Genomic DNA, 22,360 nt, shown 5'->3' on the forward strand with positions numbered 1-22,360 from the left:
AGGTCATCGTAGATTGGTAGCTTCCGAGGAGGAATGATGCTGCAGGTTATATGGTCCGAGAAAATAGACCGAATACTTTCGGTGGGGGTCTGGTTAGGACCAGAACATCGTAACTGGGCTCTCACCAGAGGGCGGGCTCTCAATGCGATTGACCAGCTACGTGACGCCAATGTTGTCATACTTGGCGGAGATGTCCTGAGCGGACCGGACGAGAGTTATCGTCTGCCCGACCTGTTGGGGTGGACGGCCCCCGAACGGCATCGAAACGTGCCAGAGTGAGTCGTTAGCGATCTCAAACGAAGGAGCCGTCCGTGGACCAGATTATCCGTATTGGCATGGATACGTCAAAGCACGTCTTTCAACTGCATGGCGTTAACGCTGCCGAACAAGTGATCCTGCGCAAGAAGATGCGCCGCAAGGAGATGGTGGATTTCTTTGCGAAATGCCCCCCGACCGTGATTGCGATCGAAGCCTGCGGTGCTTCGCATCACTGGGCCCGGCTGCTAACGGGGCTCGGACATGAGGTCAAATTGATCGCGCCGCAGCTCGTGAAACCCTACGTCAAGCGTGGCAAGAACGATGCGGCCGATGCGGAGGCGCTATGCGAGGCGATGAGCCGCCCGACAATGCGGTTCGTTCCGATGAAGAGCGCTGATCAGCAAGCCGGGCTGATGCTGGTAGGTATGCGCGAGCGCACTGTCGCCACACAGACGCAGCTTGCCAATACGATTCGTGGCTATGCAACTGAATTCGGGATGATCGCGGCCAAAGGCATGTCTCATATTCCGCTCCTTCTGGAACGCATCATGATTGATGAAAGCATTCCGGGTGTGGCGCGTGAGCTGTTCTCGTCTCTCGCTGAGGAGTTTGCGCAGTTGGGTGAGCGCCTGAAGGAGGTGGAGGCAAAGCTAATGGCCTGGTATCGTAACAATGAATGTTGTCGCCGTCTTGCAAAGATCCCCGGTGTCGGACCGATCGGCGCGGTCTTGCTGATGATGAAAGCGCCGGCACCGGAACAGTTCACATCCGGAAGGCAGTTTGCCGCCTGGGTGGGCCTGACGCCCAGAGACCATTCGACTGCGGGCAAAGTCAGGCTCGGTGTCATTACGAGGGCCGGCGATGAGACCTTGCGCAAGACATTGGTCGTGGGTGCGACCTCGCGGCTTCAACAGGTAAGAGCGGGACGTGGAAAGAGCACTTCGCCTTGGCTCATCGAGTTGCTCAAGCGCAAGCCACCCAAGCTCGTGGCTGTCGCGCTAGCCAACAAGATCGCCCGGATCGCCTGGAAGATGATGGTGAGCGGCGAGGACTACAAGGGTAATGCTGCGCGACCGGCTCTGGCCTGCGCAGCGTAAAGAGATCAGTCAGGTCACGGTGAGCTGGATACAGATGCTACCGTGCCGATCTGATGCGTGAACTTGCAGGGAACGAGCAGATGGTGTGATCGATCGATCCGAGACGTGGGACACTCCGTATCTCTCAGTGGCCGTTGAAGGTCGCCGACCTGTTTGGAACTCACGTCGCGGAACCCATCTTGGCCAGCGTTCATGTGCGAGCGCAACAACAGGCCGGACATATGAACGCAAGCGATCTCGATCAAATCATCATAGGAGTTCTTGCAGGGAGGGGGCCGTCCACATATGAGAGATAGGTGACGTTTTGTACCGGAGACATGGGTAACACTTTTCGCTTTTTGGCGGGAGGTGTTGATGCCGTGGAAAGAGACTTCGGTGATGGAGGAACGTCTACGATTTGTTGCCCGGCTATTAGAGGGCGAAGGCATGGGCGATGTGTGCCGTGCATTCGGCATCTCGCGCAAGACCGGCTACAAGATCTTCAATCGCTATAAGGACGACGGCCTGGAGGCGCTGACGGATCGGTCTCGACGGCCGGTGCGGTATGCCAACCAGCTGCCTGAGCCGGTCGAGGCGATGATCGTCTCGTGCAAGAAGAGCAAGCCGCATTGGGGTGCCAGGAAGATCAGGGAGCTTTTGGTGAAGCGCCTGGCCGGCGATGTGCGCGTGCCCGCCAAAAGCACGGTGCATGCCGTACTCGATCGACACGGGCTGGTCGCCCATGCCTGCAAGCGGCAACGACATCGAGCCGAAGGGACAGCCTTGTCACAGGCATTACTGCCGAACGATCTGTGGTGTGCCGACTTCAAAGGCGAGTTCAAGCTCGGAGATGGCCGATACTGTTACCCGCTGACGGTCACCGACCAGGCGTCACGTAACCTTCTCGCCTGCGAAGCCTTTGAGTCGACGCGAGAACGGGCTGTCTTCGACGCGTTCCGGCGGCTGTTTACCGAATGCGGCCTGCCGACGGCGATCCGCAGCGACAACGGCTTGCCGTTCGCCAGCCCAAACGGGCTCTACAATCTGTCGAAGCTGTCGGTGTGGTGGCTGAGGCTCGGGATCACGCTGGAGCGCATCAGGCCGGGCCGTCCCCAACAAAACGGCCGGCATGAGCGCATGCACCTGACGCTGAAGAAAGAGGCGACCCGACCACCCGGCAAAAACATCCTCCAGCAGCAGGCCCGCTTCGACGCTTTCGTCAGCGAATTCAATCAGGAGCGGCCGCACGAGGCGCTCAACATGAAGGTGCCGGCCGATCTCTACGTCGCTTCGTCACGCCCCTATCAGGGCCTGCCGCAGATCGACTACCCCTTCCACGACAGAGATGCGCTGGTGACCAATTGCGGCCGTATCTGCATCTACCGCAAGAAGATCAATATCTCGACCGTGCTGGCCGGCCAGAAACTGGGACTCAAGGAAGTCGACGACGGTATTTGGCTCGTCAGCTTCATGCATTATGATCTGGGATATATCGACCTGGAGCAGAGGACTTTGCAAACCATCGACAACCCGTTCGGCACGAGGTTGTCACCCATGTCTTAGACCGTATGTTCGTGGGGTGAAGGTGGCCCGCCCCCGCGGTAAGCTGTGTCGGGGGTTGCTCTGGATAGGCCGGAGCCTTGCCCCACGCTTAGCGAGGGCGAACCATGAAAGATGATAGCGTAATTTTCATCGGCCTGGATACATCCAAGCTGAAGATAGCGGTGGCCATTGCCGATGGAAGGCGCAACGGCGAGGTACGGTATTTCGGCGACATCTCTTCGGAGCCGGCATCGGTGGCATCGATGGTCAACAAGCTTTCCAAACGCGGAGCCAAGCTTCACTTTTGCTATGAGGCCGGTCCCACGGGCTACGGCCTTTGTCGCCAGATTGTTGAACTGGGGCATAACTGCGTGGTAGTGGCGCCATCGCTGGTGCCCAGGCGTGCAGGTGACCGGGTGAAGACAAACCGCCGGGATGCCATGAGCCTGGCGCGCCTGCACCGCGCGGGCGAGCTGACCGCGGTATGGGTCCCGGATGAAGGCCATGAGGCGATCCGCGACCTGGTGCGGGCTCGCGAGGCGGCCGGCGACGCGCTGAAACAGGCGCGTCAGCAACTTCAGTCTTTCTTGTTGCGTCATGGCAGGATCTATACCGGCCGCAAACCATGGACGCGCGCCCATACAAGATGGCTGACGTGCCAGGCCTTCGATCATCCCGCCCACCACATCCTGTTGGCGGAATATTGCCAGGCGATCGAGGATGCTGGCGTGCGTCTGGACAGGCTGACCAAGCTGGTCGTCGAAACCGCGGCATCATGGTCGATGGCCCCGGTTGTGGCCGCTTACCAAGCAATGCGCGGTGTTGCATTCATGACAGCGGTCACCTTCGTGGTCGAAATCGGCGATGTCAGGCGCTTTGATAATCCCCGTCAGTTGATGGCGTATCTTGGTCTTGTGCCGTCGGAAAGCTCGACGGGCGAACGGGTCAAGCGTGGTAGGATCACCAAGGCAGGCAACACAAGGGCGCGTCGGGTCCTCATAGAAGGGGCGTGGACATATCGCTTCCCGGCTCGTGTAAGCTCGAGGATCCAGGCGCGGCTGGAGGACCTGCCAAGGACCGTTCGCGAGATCGCCTGGAAAGGTCAGGTGAGGCTTTGCGCTCGCTATCGCAAGCTAATGGCGGCAGGCAAGCCGAAGGTTGTCGCTGTCACCGCCATTGCCCGAGAAATGGCAGCGTTCCTATGGGCGATTGGACAGGAGGTCGCTCCCACAGCAAAAATCTAAAGCCAATCGTCGGCGCAATGCGCGACAAACCAGTCAAGACGCAAACATCTGCTGTTGAACAAAGATGGAGACAGGGCTCCGGTGGGGAACCCTCGTCGTACCTATGTGGCGGATAATTCCACGCCCGATCTTAGACCGAGGCAGCCCCAGACGAACACACGGAAATGCGGTATCCAGCCCGCGCATAAGAGTATGCCAGCCGTCGTCGAAACGCCCTGTCTCCTGCTTTGTTCAACAGCTTCACGCATGTGCTTTCGTCCTCAAAGCCGGAAAGGAAAAATTATGGCTAAGAAGCTTGCAAACGAACATAAGAGGTACGATCTGTTACCGATGTCTCCGGTATGGACAGTCACACATCTTATGACAATTGGTACTTCGAACCTTCGACCCCGAGCATCGACACCGATGTGGTTTCATCTGGTGCTTTGAAGGCAAGCACGTACGTCAGGAGTTATCCCCACGATGATGCCTGCTTCGTGCTTGTAGCCAGAGATGCGTGACCGCAATGGGCCGACAGGCGACTTCGTTCTCTTGACTGTCAGGATATGTTGCCGAGCTCGGCAGCTGCTTCCTTTGCGCCGATCTCGGGATCGCGCCGGAGCTGGACACGGCCGGACCATGCGTCTTACCTCAGCTCGTGGCTGCAGGCTCTTTCCAACGACAAAGGGCTATCTTTCAGGCGGCGGCGCATGCCCAGCGGGCTGTCGGCTTCCTGCGCGGTCTCCAACCCATTCAGGCCGACGAGAGAGCGGCCGCGTAGGAATGCTAAGGTTGGTCGTTGTCACCCGCAACGGCAGACAGCCCTTTCGGCTCTCTCTCCCCCAGGGTGTTCTGATCGGACGTGAGGTCCAGCTTCCCCCAGATCGATGGTTTCCGGTCGGTGGCTTTCAGCTTTCGGGATTGCTTGATTTCGACGATAAACGGCTTTGTCTGCTGACGCATAGATCCTCCAGGCGACGAATCACGGTCCGACATTATCGCGTTGATAACAGGAGGCAACTGCCCGGGCGGCCGAGTTTGTCGCATCGATGTCAGTGCTGTGACACCGAGACAGAGCAGCGGGTTCGCGGCTGCGATGTTCCGACATGGTAACGCGCTGACGAGGGCTGCCATGTCCAAGTTCCTCCCGGACGTGTCACTGGCACACTCCACGCGGGCTCGATGAGGCATGTCTGATCGGAGACCGGCTACCCCTCGATCGTTCTCCCGCAACGGCTGTCCGCAACTTTCTTCCCCTGCGAACTGTGTTCGCATTCCTCGCGAAACAAGAAAGCCGCTCCCCGGCCGCCCTGCACTTCGTTTCGTCCCCTTCGGGGTGCGGTCCGATCGTCCCCGATCCTTGCGACAGCCATCGAGGCCGCGAAGGGCGCGGCCCGAAACAAGCGAAAGGAACTTGGACATGGCTACCATCGGCACCTTCACCTCCACCGAAAACGGCTTCACTGGCTCGATCCGCACCCTCGCACTCAACGTCAAGGCCCGCATCGCCCGCATCGACAACCCCTCCGACAAGGGTCCGCACTTCCGCATCTACGCCGGCAACGTTGAGCTGGGTGCGGCCTGGCAGAAACGCTCCAGCGAGAGCGACCGTGACTACCTCTCGGTCAAGCTGGACGACCCGAGCTTCCCCGCCCCGATCTACGCAACGCTCTCCGAGGTCGAAGGCGAGGACGGCTGCCAGCTGATCTGGTCCCGCCCCAATCGGGATTGAGATCCCAACAAGGCCCCGCCACCGAGGCGGGGCCAGCCGCCGGAATAGACAGCATTCACAACAATGCTGTAAATGCTGTACATGCGCTTGCATAAGTGCTATAGTCGCGTAGGTGCAGACCCATGGAGATCAACATGCCCCGTACAGGTGGTTCCTATTCTACAAGCGATCTTTCGCGGAAATCCGGCGATATCATCGCCGAGGCGTTGCGCCACCCGGTCACAATCACCCAACGCAACAAACCGCGCCTCGTCCTCCTTAACATTGATGACTACGAACGGTTGATGCGGCAGTCCGACGGCCGTTCAGTCGGCACGCTGGAAACCATGCCGCACGGCCTGCTCGACGAATTCGAGGCCGCGGTTGACGCTTATGCGGAGACCGACGAGACCAGCCGATGAGCAGCTATGACGATATCCAGACTGCGACAGTCATCCGCTATCCTTATCTATGGGCCAGGGAGGCCGGCAAGGGTGAGACTGAGGGCCGAAAGGACCGGCCGGTCGCCGTCGGCGTAAGGCTCCCCCGCCCTGACGGTGATCTGGTTCTGTTTTTCCCGATCACCACGAAGCAGCCGGAAAAGGCTCGCTTCGCTGCGGAAATCCCCGCCATAGAGAAACGGCGGGCCGGCCTCGATGCAGATTTGCGCCTCTGGATCATCCTCGATGAATTCAACAGCGATATCGTCGGCCGCTCCTTTTACCTTGAGCCAGAACCACCTATCGGACGGTTCAGCAAGGCGTTCTTCCTTCCCCTCCTCCGCGAGTTCATCGCGCGTCGCAAGTCGTTTGCCGAGATCAGCCGGTCCAGATAACCCCTGGCCCCGCCGAGCAAAAAGAGCGCCGATGCCGCTCATGGGCAACTCTGTTTTCGGTGGAGACAAGCGCGATTCGTCGCTAAAGTCCCCGTGCTGCGACGCTGCAGAAATCAGGGTGCAGAAGCGATTCAAAACTCGGGGCAGAGCGTCCGAGAACTCTTAGGATCATCAAATATGTGATCGTTTTCAGAGTTTTTGCGATCTTTGACATAAAACCCAACTACGCAACTCTTAGGGGGTATTTGGCAGGCGGTATAGGCGGATATGCCGATTTTGGTCGGCTTTGGCGTTTCATTGGGTCTCTTACGCTCTGACGGCGGCCATTAGTCCCGGTACGCCGACGATTGTGATCGCCCTTTTGATATTGTAGGCGAGGGCCGTCAGGCTAAACTCCCCTTGGACGTTTTCCAGGCGTCGCATCAGGAACGCGCCCTGATACATCCATTGCTTCACCGTGCCGAAGGGATGCTCGACGCTTTCCCTGCGGATGTCGAGAATGCCGGGCCTGGCAGCAAGCCTATCCGCCATGCGATCCAGCACGGCTTCGTTTTCAAGCCGGGTAATCCCTCGATAGGACTTGGCGGTGCAAGACGGACGCAGCCTACAGGTCTTGCAAACTTTGCGGTCGCAATAGATCACCTTCACGTTCTCGCGGGATTTGCCGTAGTAGCGCGGTCGCAACACCTGGTCAGCCGGGCAGGTATAGACATCCGCCTCAGCATCGTAGCGGAATTCCTGCTTGGAGAAGAACCCTTGGGCCACGGCTGGACCGCGGATCGGCTTGGGCACGTATGCAGTGATGCCGGCTTTCTCGCAGGCCTCGATATCCTCGATCTTGAAGTAGCCCCGATCGGCAACCGCCTCGATCTCTTCGACGCCGAGCGTGTCCATCGCCGCCTCGACCGTCGGCGCCAGAAGCCCCATATCGAGGACCTGGTTGCAGACCTCCTGTTCGGCGATTAGCTTGTGCTTCACGTCCACGGCCAGCTGGATGTTGTAACCCACGCCGACTTTCGTCATACGCGCCATGGCTCGGGCATCCGGATCGGTCAGCGAGATCTGGTCCTCGCCGGTGCGATCCAGCTCGTCCAGCAGCGCTTTGTGCCGGTCGCGCTTGCCCTTGATCGCTGCGATTTTTTCGGCCAGTTTGCCATCACCTCGGCCAGAACTGCCGGCGCTGACTTCTTCTTCCGCCCTCATCGAGCCGCTTCATATAGTCGGAAAGCTTCTCGTCAGCCTCCCTGATAAACTTGGTGAGCGCACCCCGCGTGAAGTTGCGATCCTTGTTGTTGACCGCTTTGATGCGCGTGCCATCGACCGCCAGAAGCTCTCGCCCGAACAGGTCGAGTTGCCGGCAGAGAATGACGAATTCACGGAAGACCTGCTTGAATGCCGACCGGTTTACCCGCCGGAAATCGGCGATGGTGCGGAAGTCGGGCTTCAGATGCCGCAGCAGCCAGATCACCTCAATGTTGCGATGGGCCTCAGCCTCTAACCGCCGGCTCGATCGCACGCGGTTGAGATATCCGTAGGTGTACAGCTTGAGCAAATCGGCAGGATCAAAGCCCGGCCGACCGGTGTTCTTTGCCGCCACCCGCACGAAGCCGGTGGCGTTGAGATCGAGGCCATCGATGAAGGCTTCGATGAAGCGGACCGGGTTATCCGGCCCCACATAATCATCAACCGCTTCCGGCAGAAGCAGCAGTTGCGAGCGATCTGTTCCAGAAAGATGTACCATGCCATAAACTACCACGACGGTCGCCAAAGCGGAATCGTCGGTCGTTGAATGAGGTCGTAATGTCTGATGTTCCTAAGCTGGATTTTCTCACTTTCTATTCCGTCGACCCACAGGTGACGGCTAATTTCTACGGGCACTTCGGCATAAGCTTCCAGAGCGAAAAGCATGGTGCAGGGCCCGTACATTATTCCTCTGAGAGCAAAGAAACGATCGTCGAGTTTTATCCGGCGACGGCATACGCCCAGCCGAAAGACGCGGTGATGCTCGGATTCGAAATCGCTGACACCGACGAAGCCGAGCGAATAGCAAAGAATAATAACTTCGAGATCCTTGAGCCGCCGATGGAGACGCCACTAGGCAACCGCATAATCTTAGCTGACCCAGATGGGCGGCGGGTGCTGCTATATTCACGGCCCTCTGAAACACGCAGATGAGTTTTTGGACAGTCTGCCCGGATTAAAGCGACAGTTTTGCGTCTGATTTTTGCACCGTCCCACAATAGGCAGTTTCGCGACACCCGCAACCATGACGGTTGCTGCGGCGTATTTCTGACCCAGCCTATGGGGCTATCCGCTTGCCCGAATTCTGAGCCAGAGCGCATTGAGGTATATCTAAATGAGCCGAGCGGGAGGGGGATATGCACGTTGCTCGCGTTTATCTGCGGGTCAGTACGCAAGGGCAGGATCTTGATCGCCAGGAACCGATCATCGCTGAGGCGAGGGACGCCGGGTACTACATCGCCGGCGTTTACCGCGAGAAGGCATCAGTATCAGCAGGACGGCGAAGCTGACCGGCTGCAGCGAAGCGCAGGTGAAGCGCGTCTGGGCTCGACATCAGAAGGAAAGCGGGAAGGAGGAAATGTTGTCGCAAAAGTTGAGTTCTGCGACTGTGCAAAAGTCAGTTGCAAAACCATCGCTTTGATCGGGAGTTTTCGCGACAAGGGAAGGTCGCCAGAGGTGGTTTTCTTCCGTAGCTACCCTCGGTCGGAACGAGAAAGAAGCGCCTTTTCGCGACATTCATTTCCCTTCTCAAAAGCTGCCCTTCGCGCAACGGCTTGAAGCGACCCGTTGCTGCCATTCGCCCATAACGCTGAGAGTTCCGGTGCCCTAAGCGGACACTGACCGTGGTCTCCCACGCATATACCCGTCGAACCGCTTGCAGATATCTTCTAATCTCAGGCATGGGCCGTCGCCAGCTTCGCGGCCAAGCAGACGAAAACAACACCTGCACTACGGTTGAGGACGAGCTGCCGTTTGTCGGAGCCTTTGAGCCATGTACTGATCGAACCGGAGAGAAGGGCGATGGTCACGAAGGAGAAGAAAGCACAGGTGATGAAGATCGCGCCCAACGCCAACACCTGGAGCACCACGCTGCCGCTGGCCGGAGACGTGAACTGTGGCAGAAACGCAAGGAAGAATATGGCGACCTTCGGGTTTGTGACGTTCATCACCAGGCCCCGGAGGATCATGCCGCGTGCGGCAACGGAGCTTTCGCCCTTGATGAGCCTTTCAGGGGCCGCCCTGAATGCCTTCCACGCGAGGTAGACCAGATAACACGCGCCGACGAACTTTAATCCGTTGAAGGCTAGTTCGGAGGTCTGAAAGATCGCGGCAACGCCCAACGCGACCGCGAGTGTGTGAAATACGAGCCCTGCGCACAGCCCCAACGTGACGAAAATGCCGACAGCGCGGCCGTGGATCGCGGACAGGGTCAACACGAACACATTGTCCGGGCCGGGCACCCAGCACAAGACCGTAGCGGCGGCCGCGAACGAGAGCGCGACGTCGAGTGAAAGCATTCTTATCTCCTGAGGTAATCGGCACATTGGGCGGCTTTGGTCGTTAAGTGTATTGAAGATAGCGCGATCGAACTGCGGATGGACCGCATTCCTCAGTGCCTAACTTGATTTCCGTGCGAATTTTTTGCACCTTCAAGGCAATTATGCGAATTATGCGCAGGAGGTATCCTTGGGATGCTCGATCAGTTCGATATCCGCCTCCTTTCAGCGATCCAAGACAACGCCGATCTCACCAACGCCGAATTGTCCGAGCGCGTCGCGCTTTCGGGATCGCAATGCGCTCGGCGTCTCGAGCGGCTGCGGCAGGAGGGGTACATCGAGAAGTCGGTATGCGTACTGAGCGCCAAAAAGCTCGGTCTGGCCGTGACCGCTTACACCACGATCAGTCTGAGTTCTCATACGGAAGAGGGAAATCGAAGGCTGCATCGTTTCATCGAAGACGCGCCCGAAATCCTTGAATGCTATTCCCAGACTGGTGACGCCGACTTTCTAATGAAGATCACGGTGAAGGACCTTGATCACCTCAGCGAGTTCCTTGAGCGGATGATCCATAAGGCAGGAGGGTTGCTCTCGGTAAAGTCGAGTATCATGTTGAAGACCATCAAGAAGACAAATTCTCTGCCACTGAAATTCGAGTAGGGCAGACGTGACAGGTGGACGGGCAAGGGGTGGGTTGCCGCAATGACTGCTGTTGGCGCACCCTGCTCATTCCGTTGAGTGAGACGAATGACCTTCTTCCACCCAACCGCGACGTAGAGAGCTCCGCGGCTGTACGGCAGAACCGAGTCCTGCGGCCGGCTCGGTCGCGCCAAAAGCGGCCATTGCACACGCCAACTGCTCCCGCTTCAGTTCAAGCTCAGTTTCGAAGGGCGGGGCTTTGCTCGGTTTCCTCGCCGAATTCACGGCGGGCGGCATCAATCACCTGCTCCCCCGCTTCGACTGTTCCTCCCGGCACTTGTATGGGAATTTCAGGAAAATCGGGTTCATCAAATACCAAAAGACCGCGAGAGGTGGTGCCGTAGACCATGGCTTTCTCAATCAAAACGTTCCCTCCATGCGGGATCAGCCTTAATCGACTGAAAAGTCAGAAATTTGATGACATCTTTAACAGCCGGGCCATCTCCCGGTGGGAACGGAGCACCGCGACCGGGACATTGGGCCCATGCCGGTCGATACTTTGAATGAAGATCGGCGCGTACTTCTTCTCGAAATTCCAGATATAGGAAAGGAACTCCCGGTCTGGCAGCCGTTCAGGGCAACCCGGCGCCATGGCCGGTCGCACCGAACCGTAGAAACGGGCAACTCGTTTTGCCAGTCCCAATAAGGCGACACGCCGGGGAACACGGACCCACAGAACAAGATCTGTTTGTGGTAGTCTGAGATCAAAAGACGATGTCCCACTGCCGTCCATGACCCATCGACTCCGCTGCGCCATTTCGGCGATGAGCGTCCTTTGTTCCTGACGGGCGCGCTCTTTCCACCCAGGCAACCACCTGACATCCCGGTCGAGCGACTGGAATTCCAGCCCGAACCTGTTCGCAATCCTCTCGGAAAAGGTCGTCTTCCCCCTCCAGAGCAGCCGATCACAAGAATTCGATTAGCGCTGGCTAGCTTCGCCGCTGCTTCGTTCAAAGAGACATATCGAGGCATCACGAATTCCTTGCTGACCAGGGCCACCGACAAGCCGCTTCGATCAAGAGATGCCGAACCGGCTCACGTCTTACAAATTCGGCCTCTACATGCCTCAGTACATGACGTTGCCCTGCGAATGGCACCATTTCCAAGGCCGCCTCGAAGGACACCCATCGAAATTCGCTGTGTTCGTGATTGAGGACGACGGTCGCATCAGCATCCACGAAACCGACGAAGACCGGTAACATGCTGATGGCATCACGATCGGCCTCGTAGAACTGCTCACAAATATCTGCGGAATACAGACGGTCGCAGGTGAGGTTTGTCTCCTCGCTCGCTTCGCGTAGCGCCGCTTCCCATGCCTTTTCACCCTCCTCGATCGCGCCGGCGATCTGGCACCATTCGCCCACCAGCGTGTGATTCCGGCGTAGAAGCAACACTTCGCATTCGGCAGGCACCCTGCGTAGAAGAACGACAGACACCGCAAAGCATCGGATCGGAATTTCAGCCATAACGGCGCTACTCCTTCAGGTGAGAGGTGTCTGCCAACCGCAGGACAGCACGGCTCCGCCAATAATCATCCTGCCGAAGGTGGGTGATGCTGCCCGATTTTGCCGGAAAACTGACAAAGCCAGCAGCTTCGATCGGCATCATGATCCAGGCGGCGATGACGAAGGTGAGCGCAAAACCATGAGTGACGATGATCTGGTTGTCACAGGGGCGTGATGCAATGCGATCTATGGATCGATAGACCCGCTCTGCGATTTCACGTCTGGTCTCACCGTCCTCGATTCCGCCTCGGTGGTCCATCCTATCGTTGTCGGGAGCTGGGATCTGGCGCGCATCGAGCCATGCTTGCGGCATGCCGCCAGCAGAACCATAGCTGAGTTCCCGGAGATCGCTGGTGGTTTCGATCGGGCAGAGAAAGCGGTCAGCGATAATTGCGGCAGTTTGCGAAGCCCGTAAAAGATCGGAGCTGAAAATTTCCACGGGAGCGTCACCTATTGTTGCGGCCAACCTGTCAGCTGTAACTCCTGCGTCAGCTTCACCTTGTGCGGTCAGGCCAGTATCGTACCAGCCTCCGACCTTGTTTTCGACGTGATGGATAGACTGAGTGTGTGTGACAACAAATAGATTCTTCATAGCAATTCGTCTTGAATTTCTGTCGCGATAATTCGAAACGTGCGACACATTAAGCGACTAGAACCTGTGACGTAACAGGCTTTAGAATTTTTGCGACAGATCGGATCGGAGTTTTGCCAGCGTAGCGGACAGGGAGCTTCCTTCCAGCCACTGGACAGCGATCCAGCCAGACGCTCGTGCGGCCGTGATATTGCAGGCGTATCATCTATTAAAAGCAGTTGCTCTGCCGGAAGCCCTGAAAGGCTAGCTGCCTGTTCAAAGAAGGCACGATCGGGTTTGCGGATTCCCAACGCTGCTGAATAGTAGATGCCATCACAATGGCCACCTAAGCCCAGCACCTCGATCAGATGCGCTGCCCTGACGTGCTCCTGATTGGTCGCCAGATAAACTCTCTTTCCGGCGTCGCGCTCCTGGCGAAGTTCTTCAAGCAGCTCAGTGTTCAGCCGGGCATCGTTTTCGAACCAATAGGCAACAAAATCATCGTAGGACAGATGCGGAGCTATCTTTGCCAAGGTGGGCTTCAGGCGATCAGCCAAACCGCAGCGCCCGACAACGATCTCGTTCCAGTGAGGAATGAAGAACTCTCGTTGAAGGTCCGCGGCTGAAAAACCTAGATCATCCTCGATGGTGGATGCCCAAGGTCTGCCGTCTGAAGGGCGACCGCAAACCAAGACTCCATCCACATCGACCATCAATGCGCTGATCAAAATCGATTGTCTCCTTGTCGCGAAACTCCCGATCAAGGGGAGACTTGTTTTCCTGACCTTTGCGACGTCACAGAATAGGTAGTTTTGCGGCAGCCGCAATGTCTTTCCCTTTGACCCCTTCCAGCAGAGAACACTGCTTCAAATGAAGGCTTGCCCTTGCGCTCGTCCAACGATCAACGGCTTTTCAAGGGCCGCGCTTCTCTCCGGAATGGGCGTTTACTTGCGGTGAAACCTGTTCGTGCCGACGGATGCCTTCATCTCGTCGCGCCGGAACCAGATGGCGCGGCCGCATCTGAGCGGCGCGTTGCCCGCGGTGAACACGATCTGCTCGTCCGCCCGCATCCGCAGAACTTCATGGGGCTGGATGAGTGGTCTGGCAGCGAGCTGCTTCGAGCGCGTCCGAGATGATCCCTTTGCCTGGAAGTTGCGGCTGACCTGGTCGATCTCGACGGTGGTCATGCCGCAGCGTTTCGATATGTAATCGGCGGTCTCGGGATCGTTGATCGCCGCGAACGAGATCCAGCTGGCACTCTCGAACCACTTGCTCGCCGCGTCGCGACCGCCATAGGTTTCGCGCATCTGACCGATCGACTGGTAGATCATCGTCAGCGTGATGCCGTATTTGCGTCCGGCGTCGCGCGCGGTCTCGATGATCCGCATGTAGCCGAGGCGGGCGACCTCATCGAGGAAACAGCGCGCGCCCCTTTATTTGTCCGTCGCAATTGTAGATCGCATTCAGAAACGAGCCGATGATGACCCGCGCAAGACCGGAATGGGTCTCCAAGGTCTTGAGGTCGATGTTGATGAAGACGTCGGTGTCTCCCGCCGCGATGTCGCTAGTCGAGAATTTCTTTCCCGACACAAGGGCGGCATAGTTCGGATAGGAAAGCCAGTGTGTCTCCTTGACCGCATTGGCATAGACGCCAGAGAAGGTTTCCGGCGTCATGTTGACGAAGGCTGCGACGTTCTCCTTCACGAAATCCGAGCCGGAATTGTCGTAGATATCTTGCAGCCGCTTGCGCAATGTCGGCTCAGGCTCGGAGAGGTTCATGCGCACCTGCCGAAGCGTCTGGTCTTTTTCATCCGTGTGACCGGACAGGCAGACATCGGCGATGAGTGCCGTCAGCAGCTGGAGCGCCGATGCGCGAAAAAAGTCGTCACGGACACCGCGCGCGCCGCCGCTGTCGCTCATGATCCATGAGGCGACCGAGGCGATATCCTCTTCCTTGGTTCCGCCGAAACGTCCGACCCAATCAAGGACGTTAAAGCCAGTGGCCGGCTTTCTGGGATCGAGAATGAACACGTCCCTTCCCGCTCCGGCCCGATGCCCGGAGACCATCGGTGCGACCTCGTTCGATGGATCGAGCACAATCAGCGTGCCGCCCCATTTGAGTGCCGTCGGGATGGTCACCGACGTCGTCTTGAAACCGCCCGAACCGGCAAAGACGATCCCATGCGACGAGCCGAACGAGCCATCGAAGCACAGCAAGGCCGACTTGCCGCCGGCGCCCCAGGTTTCGGCGCTGCTGGCACGAAACGCTTGTGCCGCGACGCTATCCTTGTCGACCCGATAGCACTCGCCGATGACGATACCACCAGTATCGGGAAACAACTTTGCCACCTCTGTGAGCTTCATCCAATCCGCTTCACCATGCAGCGCCCGCTTGCCCTGAATGCGTTTTGGCTCGGCCCGTGCAAATGCCGCATTGCCGATGAGCGCCACGCGGAGCGCGAAGCAGGCACATAACAGCGACACACTCGCTCCGATCGACGTTGCCGGATCGAGAAAGGCCAAGACCGTCTTATCGGCGGGTACCGTCTCCATAAAAGCGGAAACGCGCATTGTTTCGCGAAGTGCGGCGATCAAGATCGTCCCACCGCATCCCGCGACGACGCCCCAACCTGCCTGCTTGATGTTGATCGAGCCGGCGCTCGCGAACAGGAAAACAATCCCGATCGCCGCACTGGCTACATAGGGCAAGGCGATCCCCGCCCGCCCCCATGCCAGTCGTGCGGCCTCGGTTTTCCCGAAACCGGAAAGCCACTGCTCGATCCCGGTCATTCCGATGACGACCAGGATCATCATCGCCGCTGGCACGACGACGAGCGCAATCCTATTGATCGTCATTGCCGAAGTCCTCCACGCCGAGTCCGGTGAGCCTGGATCGCTCGCCATCGTCGCCCTTGATACGGCGGGCGAGATCGATCAGCGCGCCCAGCAACAGCGCCCGCTTCTCGTAGCGCAGTCCTGCCTTGACGATCAGGCCGCCGAGCTCGATTTTTTCGCGCGTGTCCTTCTTGCGGGCGTCGGATGTCAAAGTCCTGCTCATGCGTTCAAGCCTCGCCAGCGCTGCCCGCGCCCGCGCCAGGCGCGTCCGCCGCGGCCGACGCTTGTCCGCTGCTGTCGCCGGCGCCCTTCTTCCCTCCGGTCGTCGCGCTCTTCCCTCCCCCTTGGCCTCCGTGAAACCGCTTCGCTACTTCCTCAAAGGCTGCCTGAAGCTCCGCCTCGTCGATCTCGATCTCGCCGACGCCCGCCTTGAGCGCGATCCGGCCGATCCGCTCGGCTTCCCTGGTCTCGGCGAGCTTGAGCTGCTCCTGCAGTTTGGCAATTTCGTCGCGGATTTTCGCGGATGGCTTCTTCATTCCGATTGTCTCCCTGGCTGAGAAAGCGTGTCTTTCGAAGCCAGTTTTTCGGAGCGGAGTGCGGAACGCACTACTGTGAATCCTACAATCGCCAACGGCGATGCTTTGGTGGATCATCCCGGCCGTTCCGAAGGAGCGGCTTCCAAGGGCGCAATTATACGTCGCTGGCGCGACGTGTTGCTGAGAGAGCCTGGTGGGGCCGCCGCTCCCGACGAACCCTTTGATTTCGTTCGCAACCGGGAGAGAACTCCGCCGTGGCCGTCCCTCACTTCTCCGTCAGCGTCGTCGCCCGTGGCTCCGGCCGCAGCGCCGTCCTGTCGGCGGCCTACCGGCACTGCGCCAAGATGGAGTTCGAACGGGAAGCCCGGACGATCGACTACACGCGAAAGCAGGGGCTCCTGCATGAGGAGTTCGTGATCCCTGCCGACGCGCCGGAATGGGTGCGCAACATGATTGCCGATCACTCGGTCGCCGGGGCATCCGAGGCCTTCTGGAACAAAGCGGAGGGCTTCGAGAAGCGATCCGACGCGCAGCTCGCCAAGGACGTCACCATAGCCCTGCCGCTCGAGCTGACGGCCGAGCAGAACATCGCGCTCATGCGCGACTTTGTGGAGCAGCACATCACCGCGCAAGGCATGGTCGCGGACTGGGTCTATCACGACGCCCCCGGCAATCCTCACGTCCACCTCATGACCACATTGCGCCCGCTGACCGAAAACGGTTTCGGTTCGAAGAAGGTCGCGGTGCTCGGCCCGGACGGCAAGCCAATCCGAAATGACGCCGGCAAAATCGTCTATCAGCTGTGGGCCGGTTGCACTGAGGATTTCAATGCGTTTCGCGACGGCTGGTTCGCCTGCCAGAACAAACATCTGGCGCTTGCCGGCCTCGATATCCGCATCGATGGCCGTTCCTTCGAAAAGCAGGGTATCGACCTCGAGCCAACCATTCACCTCGGCGTCGGCGCCAAAGCCATCGAGCGCAAGGCCGAGCAATCCGACCACAAGTCGGAGACCTCGACTCCCAAACTCGAACGCATCGAGCTTCAGGAGCGGCGCCGCAGCGAGAATGCGCGGCGCATCCAGCGCCGTCCGGAGATCGTGCTCGACCTGATCACGCGGGAGAAGAGCGTCTTCGACGAACGCGATGTTGCGAAGGTGTTGTATCGCTATATCGACGATGCCGCTCTGTTCCAGAGCCTGATGGTCAGGATCCTGCAGAGCCCGGAAGCGCTTCGCCTCGAACGCGAGCGGATCAACTTTGCGACTGGTATTCGAACACCAGCCAAGTATACGACCCGTGAGATGATCCGGCTTGAAGCCGAGATGGCCAATCGCGCGATCTGGCTCTCCGGTCGCGCCTCCCATGACCTCCGTGAGGCGGTGCTGCAGGCGACCTTGGCGCGCCATGCCCGTCTGTCGGATGAGCAGCGAACGGCCATCGAACATGTCGCTGGCGGCGAACGGATCGCCGCCGTCGTCGGTCGCGCCGGCGCCGGCAAGACGACGATGATGAGGGCGGCGCGCGAGGCGTGGGAAGCGGCCGGCTATCGGGTCGTTGGCGGCGCCTTAGCTGGCAAAGCGGCCGAAGGCCTGGAGAAGGAAGCCGGCATTCAGTCCCGCACATTGTCGTCGTGGGAGCTGCGCTGGAACCAGGGCCGTAACCAGCTCGACGATAAGACCGTCTTCGTGCTGGACGAGGCGGGCATGGCGTCGTCGCGGCAGATGGCGCTGTTCGTCGAAGCCGTCACCAAGGCCGGTGCCAAACTCGTCCTGGTCGGCGATCCGGAACAGCTTCAACCGATCGAAGCGGGTGCCGCCTTCCGAGCGATTGCCGATCGCATCGGCTATGCCGAACTCGACACGATCTATCGTCAGCGCCAGCAATGGATGCGCGACGCGTCGCTCGATCTCGCTCGCGGCAATGTCGGCAAAGCGGTCGATGCCTATCGTGCACATGGGCACGTCAGGGGGTTGGACCTCAAGGCGCAGGCGGTGGAAAGCCTCATTGCCGATTGGGATCGCGAATACGATCCTTCGAAGACCAGCCTGATCCTCGCACACCTTCGCCGCGATGTTCGGATGTTGAACGAGATGGCGCGCGCCAAGCTGGTCGAACGCGGCGTCATCGCAGACGGATTTGCGTTCAAGACAGAGGACGGAACCCGCATGTTCGCGACCGGCGACCAGATCGTGTTCCTCAAGAACGAGGGCAGCCTTGGCGTCAAGAACGGCATGCTCGCAAAGGTGCTTGAGGCTGCGCCCGGCCGGATCGTCGCTGAGATCGGCGAAGGGGAGCATCGTCGCCAGGTCACGATCGAGCAGCGCTTCTATAACAACCTCGACCACGGCTATGCGACGTCGATCCACAAGAGCCAGGGCGCGACCGTCGACCGGGTGAAGGTGCTTGCTTCCCTTTCATTGGACCGGCATCTTACCTATGTGGCCATGACGCGCCATCGTGAGGATCTCGCCGTCTACTACGGCAGTCGCTCCTTCGCGAAATCCGGCGGCCTCATCCCGATCCTGTCGCGCCGAAACGCCAAGGAGACGACCCTCGATTACGAGAAGGCGTCGTTCTACGGCCAAGCGCTGCGCTTCGCGGAAGCGCGAGGCCTTCATCTTGTCAACGTCGCCCGCACGATCGCACACGATCGCCTCCAATGGGCCGTCCGACAAAAACAGAAACTCGCCGACCTCGGCGCCCGTCTAGCCGCCATCGGTGCGGCACTCGGACTGGTCCGCGGCAGCAACAAACACTCCATCCCGGACACAATCAAGGAGGCCAAGCCCATGGTATCAGGCATCACCACCTTCCCGAAATCGCTCGACCAGGCTGTCGAAGACAAGCTCGCCGCCGATCCCGGGCTCAAGAAGCAATGGGAGGACGTCTCGACCCGCTTCCAGCTCGTCTACGCGAAGCCGGAAGCTGCCTTCAAGGCGATCAATGTCGACGCAATGGTCAAGGACCAGTCGGTCGCGCAGTCCACCTTGGCAAGGATTGCCGGCGAGCCAGAAAGCTTTGGCGCGCTCAACGGCAAGACCGGTCTTCTGGCGAGCCGTGCCGACAAGCAGGACCGGGAGAAAGCGGTCGCAAATGTGGCCGCGCTCGCCCGTAATCTTGAACGCTACCTACGTGAGCGGGCCGAGGCCGAATTCAAACATGAGACGGAGGAGCGCGCGGTCCGGCTCAAGGTTTCGGTCGACATCCCGGCGCTCTCTCCAGCCGCCAAGCAAACGCTCGAACGCGTGCACGATGCGATCGATCGCAACGATCTCCCGGCTGGCGTCGAATACGCGCTCGCCGACAAAATGGTGAAAGCAGAACTCGAAGGGTTCGCCAAGGCGGTTTCCGAACGTTTCGGGGAACGGACCTTCCTGCCTTTGTCTGCGAAAGACACTGATGGCAAGACTTTCGAGACCGTCACAGCAGGAATGACGGCCGGCCAGAAGGCGGAGGTCCAGTCCGCGTGGAATTCCATGCGGACGGTCCAGCAACTTGCCGCTTATGAACGAACGACGGAAGCGCTCAAGCATGCCGAGACGCTGCGGCAAACCAAGAGCCAAGGGCTCTCGCTGAAATGACCGGGGCTGCAACCCGCCGGTCGATAACCAAGCAGCAACGACGAGCCATTGTGGTTCTGTCGATGGCGGCGGTGGCCGCCATCCTGCTGGTCGTGACTGCCGTCGCCGGCGGCTACCGCATCAATCTAACGCCAAGCGAACCACTTGGTCTCTGGCGCATCGCTCCGCTTTATCGTCCGGCGGCTATCGACGACCTGGTGTTCATCTGCCCACCGGAAACGGCGGCGATGCGGGCAGCGAGAGCCCGTGGCTATCTTCGTTCCGGTTCCTGCCCAGGCAGTGTCGCGCCGCTGATCAAGACCGTAATCGCCGTCGCAGGACAGCATGTCGAAATCGGCGTTAGCTTGAGCGTGGATGGGCGGGGGGTGTCCTCTTCCAGTCTCGCACTACGAGATGGAAAAGGCCGGCCGTTGACGCCCTTTCCGAGCAGCATCGTACCGCCAGGATATGTCTTCCTGCATTCCGCATTCCCCGGCTCCTATGACTCCCGATATTTTGGCCCGGTGCCGATCTCCGGCATTCTCGGGCTGGCGCAGGAGGTGTTCACCTATGTGCCGTGATTACCTTCGGCCGGCGCTGCTGATATTCGCTTCGATCGCGGTCGGCGTGGTGGGCTGGAGCGGCCATGTGTTGCTTCTACCCGTCGCACTGGGGTTTCCCGTTCTGTGGTCGATCGCGCGAACGAGATTGGTGGCGGCACTTGTCTCCGCCGGATATTTTCTGGCCGCATCACGTGGTTTGCCGCAAGGCGTGGCCACCTTCTATTCGTCGGATATCTGGCCGGGCCTGTTGCTCTGGCTGTGTGCGTCATTGAGCTTTGTCACGGTGCATGCCGCCCTCTGGGCGACGAGCGCTGCCCTTCGCCCATTTCGCTATTTCCTCGCTGCCGTCATCATGACCATCCCGCCATTCGGCATCACGGGCTGGGCGCATCCTGTCACCGCCGCCGGTGTTCTGTTTCCGGGCTGGGGATGGTGGGGATTGGGCTTCATGACAGCTGGCCTCGCGGGCCTCGTAACCCGCATTTGGCCAGCTGTCGCCATCGCCTTCGCAGGCCTTTGGCTGTGGTCCGCCGCATCGTGGACCGAGCCGCGTCTACCCAATGGCTGGCGCGGTGTCGACCTCGAATTGGGCGCTTCGCTCGGTCGGGACGCCGATCTTCACCGCCAGCGTGACCTGATCGCAACGGTGCGGAATGCGGCCAGCGATGGCGCACGCTTTGTGGTGCTGCCGGAAACTGCGCTCGGCTTCTGGACACCGACCGTGGAGCGGCTTTGGACAGCCGCGTCCGGCGATGCCGATGCGACGGTCATCGTCGGCGCAGTAGTGGTCGATCCAAGGGGCTATGACAATGTTCTCGTCGCGATCGACAGGAAGGGCGGCCGCATCCTCTATCGCGAACGCATGCCGGTTCCCGGTTCGATGTGGCAACCATGGCGATTCCGGGGGGAGAGCGGCGGCGCCCGGGCGGATTTCTTCGCGAACTCGGTCGTCGCTGTCGATGCCAACAGGGCGGCACCACTGATTTGCTATGAGCAACTGATCGTCTGGCCCGTCCTGCAATCCATGCTGCACGATCCTGACTTCATCATTGCCATCGGAAACGGCTGGTGGACCGAAGGGACATCAATCGTTGCTATCCAGCGAGCCGCTACCACGGCGTGGTCAAAGCTCTTCGCAAAGCCGCTTGTTATTGCCTTCAACACCTGAGTGCTCAGGAGACACCATGATCGACGCAGCCCTGATAAAAGAATGCGCAGACCCTTCTCTCAAGCCCCCGATCGTCGAGCAGTTCGTGATGGCAGCGGGCTCGGCTGATCCCCTCGCCGTCACCGTCAAATCGGGCGGCCGGTTGATCCTCGTGCAGAAAGCGACGTCGGCGGACGAGGCGATGGCGATCGTACGGCAATATACTGGTCAGGCGGTCGTTCGCGTTGGGCTGACCCAGTTCCCTGCTGGCGTGGGAGTCAAGGAACCGGCGGATCTGAAGGAGGACCTTGTCGATGCCTGCCAGAACCTCCGCAAAGGCACGGCGATGTTCGCCAAGGTCCTCAGGATCGTTGCGAAATGGTATGGCAACCCCACGAGCAAAGACGTCTTCCCGCAGATTTTCGAGGATGCGGTTTACGCATGGAAAACTGGTGAGTTCGAGGGCGTGAGTGTGTTTCAGGCGGAGGACCCAAGCGGGGCACTAGCCAACCAAGAGGAGCCACGGGCCGATAAATCGGAGGCGGATACAGTCGATGCCGGGGCTCCGCTCCAGACTGAGGAAGAACCTTCGGACGAAAAGAAAATTGGCTCTGCGGGGATACGGGTCGATCTATCTCGCATTGGTGGTCAGCAATAGCGTTGAGTTCGCCTTTTCGCGTGAGGCATGTTCGGTCGAGCGAGAACTCCACGCGAGTCCAAAAGCATGAAATTAGTGTGTTTCCGACGCATGAAATTAGTGTGAGCCAGATACATAACGTCG

21 protein-coding genes and 6 pseudogenes are annotated in these 22,360 nt (G+C 59.3%); 16 read left to right on the plus strand and 11 right to left on the minus strand.

From position 1 onward, the window contains the following. The first annotated feature begins 36 nt into the window (after positions 1–36). From imm40 to N2599_RS36225, 5 genes and pseudogenes are all read left to right on the plus strand, one after another. Positions 37–279, plus strand: coding sequence for an Imm40 family immunity protein (gene imm40 / locus N2599_RS38220; RefSeq protein WP_027511197.1), 243 nt, complete (start codon positions 37–39; stop codon positions 277–279). A 32-nt stretch (positions 280–311) separates the two neighbouring features. Further along, a complete protein-coding gene (locus tag N2599_RS36210) occupies positions 312–1,355 on the plus strand; it encodes an IS110 family RNA-guided transposase (RefSeq protein WP_260308636.1) in 1,044 nt (347 codons plus the stop codon). 354 nt (positions 1,356–1,709) lie between these two features. Beyond that, on the plus strand, positions 1,710–2,897 hold the full coding sequence (locus tag N2599_RS36215) for an integrase core domain-containing protein (protein ID WP_260308637.1): 1,188 nt from the start codon (positions 1,710–1,712) through the stop codon (positions 2,895–2,897). Between the two features lie 104 nt (positions 2,898–3,001). Then, a complete protein-coding gene (locus N2599_RS36220; RefSeq protein WP_260308639.1) occupies positions 3,002–4,120 on the plus strand; it encodes an IS110 family RNA-guided transposase in 1,119 nt (372 codons plus the stop codon). A gap of 547 nt (positions 4,121–4,667) precedes the next feature. Beyond that, positions 4,668–4,880: pseudogene (locus N2599_RS36225) on the plus strand (zincin-like metallopeptidase domain-containing protein); the annotation flags it as partial. A 5-nt stretch (positions 4,881–4,885) separates the two neighbouring features. Here the strand turns inward: N2599_RS36225 and N2599_RS36230 are convergent. Next, a complete protein-coding gene (locus tag N2599_RS36230; protein WP_167333947.1) occupies positions 4,886–5,062 on the minus strand; it encodes a hypothetical protein in 177 nt (58 codons plus the stop codon). 457 nt (positions 5,063–5,519) lie between these two features. Here N2599_RS36230 and N2599_RS36235 point away from each other — a divergent pair, with 457 nt between their 5' ends. The 3 genes from N2599_RS36235 (at position 5,520) to N2599_RS36245 (ending at position 6,645) form a co-directional block, all read left to right on the plus strand. Continuing rightward, the gene (locus N2599_RS36235) at positions 5,520–5,831 is read left to right on the plus strand and encodes a DUF736 domain-containing protein (RefSeq protein ID WP_027513349.1); all 312 of its coding nucleotides are present in this window, start codon (positions 5,520–5,522) and stop codon (positions 5,829–5,831) included. A 134-nt stretch (positions 5,832–5,965) separates the two neighbouring features. Continuing rightward, complete coding sequence (locus N2599_RS36240; RefSeq protein ID WP_027513350.1) at positions 5,966–6,232, plus strand: type II toxin-antitoxin system prevent-host-death family antitoxin; 267 nt, start codon at positions 5,966–5,968, stop codon at positions 6,230–6,232. After that, positions 6,229–6,645 carry a hypothetical protein gene (locus N2599_RS36245; RefSeq protein ID WP_027513351.1) on the plus strand — a complete coding sequence of 139 codons (417 nt, stop codon included), beginning with the start codon at positions 6,229–6,231 and terminating at the stop codon, positions 6,643–6,645. The genes N2599_RS36240 and N2599_RS36245 overlap by 4 nt, the downstream gene beginning before the upstream one ends. A gap of 306 nt (positions 6,646–6,951) precedes the next feature. Here N2599_RS36245 and N2599_RS38175 read toward each other — a convergent pair. After that, positions 6,952–8,386, minus strand: a pseudogene (locus tag N2599_RS38175) (IS1182 family transposase). Between the two features lie 59 nt (positions 8,387–8,445). Between N2599_RS38175 and N2599_RS36260 the strand changes: the two are divergent. The 3 genes and pseudogenes from N2599_RS36260 to N2599_RS38115 all read left to right on the plus strand — a co-directional run bounded on the left by N2599_RS36260 (position 8,446) and on the right by N2599_RS38115 (position 9,307). Next, positions 8,446–8,820, plus strand: coding sequence for a VOC family protein (locus tag N2599_RS36260; RefSeq protein ID WP_051336823.1), 375 nt, complete (start codon positions 8,446–8,448; stop codon positions 8,818–8,820). Positions 8,821–9,023: 203 nt separating this feature from the next. Continuing rightward, positions 9,024–9,152, plus strand: a pseudogene (locus N2599_RS36265) (recombinase family protein); the annotation flags it as partial. A 2-nt stretch (positions 9,153–9,154) separates the two neighbouring features. After that, positions 9,155–9,307 (plus strand): hypothetical protein, encoded by a 153-nt coding sequence (locus N2599_RS38115; protein WP_375714168.1) that lies wholly within the window; start codon positions 9,155–9,157, stop codon positions 9,305–9,307. Positions 9,308–9,560: 253 nt separating this feature from the next. Here the strand turns inward: N2599_RS38115 and N2599_RS36270 are convergent, their stop codons facing one another. Further along, positions 9,561–10,184: a LysE family translocator gene (locus tag N2599_RS36270; RefSeq protein ID WP_027513352.1), complete on the minus strand. Its 624-nt coding sequence runs from the start codon at positions 10,182–10,184 to the stop codon at positions 9,561–9,563. Between the two features lie 174 nt (positions 10,185–10,358). On the opposite strand from N2599_RS36270, the gene N2599_RS36275 reads away from it, so the two are divergent. After that, on the plus strand, positions 10,359–10,823 hold the full coding sequence (locus N2599_RS36275; RefSeq protein ID WP_027513353.1) for an Lrp/AsnC family transcriptional regulator: 465 nt from the start codon (positions 10,359–10,361) through the stop codon (positions 10,821–10,823). Between the two features lie 217 nt (positions 10,824–11,040). Here N2599_RS36275 and N2599_RS36280 read toward each other — a convergent pair whose 3' ends face one another. The 8 genes and pseudogenes from N2599_RS36280 to traC all read right to left on the minus strand — a co-directional run bounded on the left by N2599_RS36280 (position 11,041) and on the right by traC (position 16,309). After that, positions 11,041–11,226, minus strand: coding sequence for an NUDIX domain-containing protein (locus N2599_RS36280; protein ID WP_375714164.1), 186 nt, complete (start codon positions 11,224–11,226; stop codon positions 11,041–11,043). A 42-nt stretch (positions 11,227–11,268) separates the two neighbouring features. Beyond that, positions 11,269–11,834, minus strand: a pseudogene (locus tag N2599_RS36285) (P-loop NTPase family protein). Continuing rightward, positions 11,834–12,328 carry an NUDIX hydrolase gene (locus N2599_RS36290; protein WP_027513355.1) on the minus strand — a complete coding sequence of 165 codons (495 nt, stop codon included), beginning with the start codon at positions 12,326–12,328 and terminating at the stop codon, positions 11,834–11,836. The pseudogene N2599_RS36285 and the gene N2599_RS36290 overlap by 1 nt, the downstream one beginning before the upstream one ends. 7 nt (positions 12,329–12,335) lie before the next feature. Then, on the minus strand, positions 12,336–12,959 hold the full coding sequence (locus tag N2599_RS36295; protein ID WP_027513356.1) for a histidine phosphatase family protein: 624 nt from the start codon (positions 12,957–12,959) through the stop codon (positions 12,336–12,338). Between the two features lie 80 nt (positions 12,960–13,039). Then, positions 13,040–13,651: pseudogene (locus tag N2599_RS36300) on the minus strand (HAD-IA family hydrolase); the annotation flags it as partial. Between the two features lie 231 nt (positions 13,652–13,882). Beyond that, a pseudogene (gene traG / locus N2599_RS36305) lies at positions 13,883–15,794 on the minus strand (Ti-type conjugative transfer system protein TraG). Next, entirely contained in the window at positions 15,781–15,996 is a 216-nt protein-coding gene (gene traD / locus N2599_RS36310; protein ID WP_027513358.1) for a type IV conjugative transfer system coupling protein TraD, read from the minus strand. The pseudogene traG and the gene traD overlap by 14 nt, the downstream one beginning before the upstream one ends. A gap of 4 nt (positions 15,997–16,000) precedes the next feature. Beyond that, positions 16,001–16,309 (minus strand): conjugal transfer protein TraC, encoded by a 309-nt coding sequence (gene traC / locus N2599_RS36315; protein WP_027513359.1) that lies wholly within the window; start codon positions 16,307–16,309, stop codon positions 16,001–16,003. A 254-nt stretch (positions 16,310–16,563) separates the two neighbouring features. On the opposite strand from traC, the gene traA reads away from it, so the two are divergent. The 4 genes from traA to N2599_RS36335 are packed head-to-tail and all read left to right on the plus strand — an operon-like array spanning position 16,564 to position 22,237. After that, positions 16,564–19,890 carry a Ti-type conjugative transfer relaxase TraA gene (traA, locus tag N2599_RS36320; RefSeq protein WP_027513360.1) on the plus strand — a complete coding sequence of 1,109 codons (3,327 nt, stop codon included), beginning with the start codon at positions 16,564–16,566 and terminating at the stop codon, positions 19,888–19,890. After that, on the plus strand, positions 19,887–20,450 hold the full coding sequence (traF, locus tag N2599_RS36325; RefSeq protein WP_027513361.1) for a conjugative transfer signal peptidase TraF: 564 nt from the start codon (positions 19,887–19,889) through the stop codon (positions 20,448–20,450). Before traA ends, traF begins: the two co-directional genes overlap by 4 nt. Further along, positions 20,440–21,600: a conjugal transfer protein TraB gene (locus N2599_RS36330; protein WP_027513362.1), complete on the plus strand. Its 1,161-nt coding sequence runs from the start codon at positions 20,440–20,442 to the stop codon at positions 21,598–21,600. Before traF ends, N2599_RS36330 begins: the two co-directional genes overlap by 11 nt. A 16-nt stretch (positions 21,601–21,616) precedes the next feature. Further along, a complete protein-coding gene (locus N2599_RS36335; protein ID WP_027513363.1) occupies positions 21,617–22,237 on the plus strand; it encodes a TraH family protein in 621 nt (206 codons plus the stop codon). The last annotated feature ends 123 nt before the right edge of the window (positions 22,238–22,360 follow it).

The organism is Rhizobium sullae, from assembly GCF_025200715.1.
Lineage (GTDB): Bacteria > Pseudomonadota > Alphaproteobacteria > Rhizobiales > Rhizobiaceae > Rhizobium > Rhizobium sullae.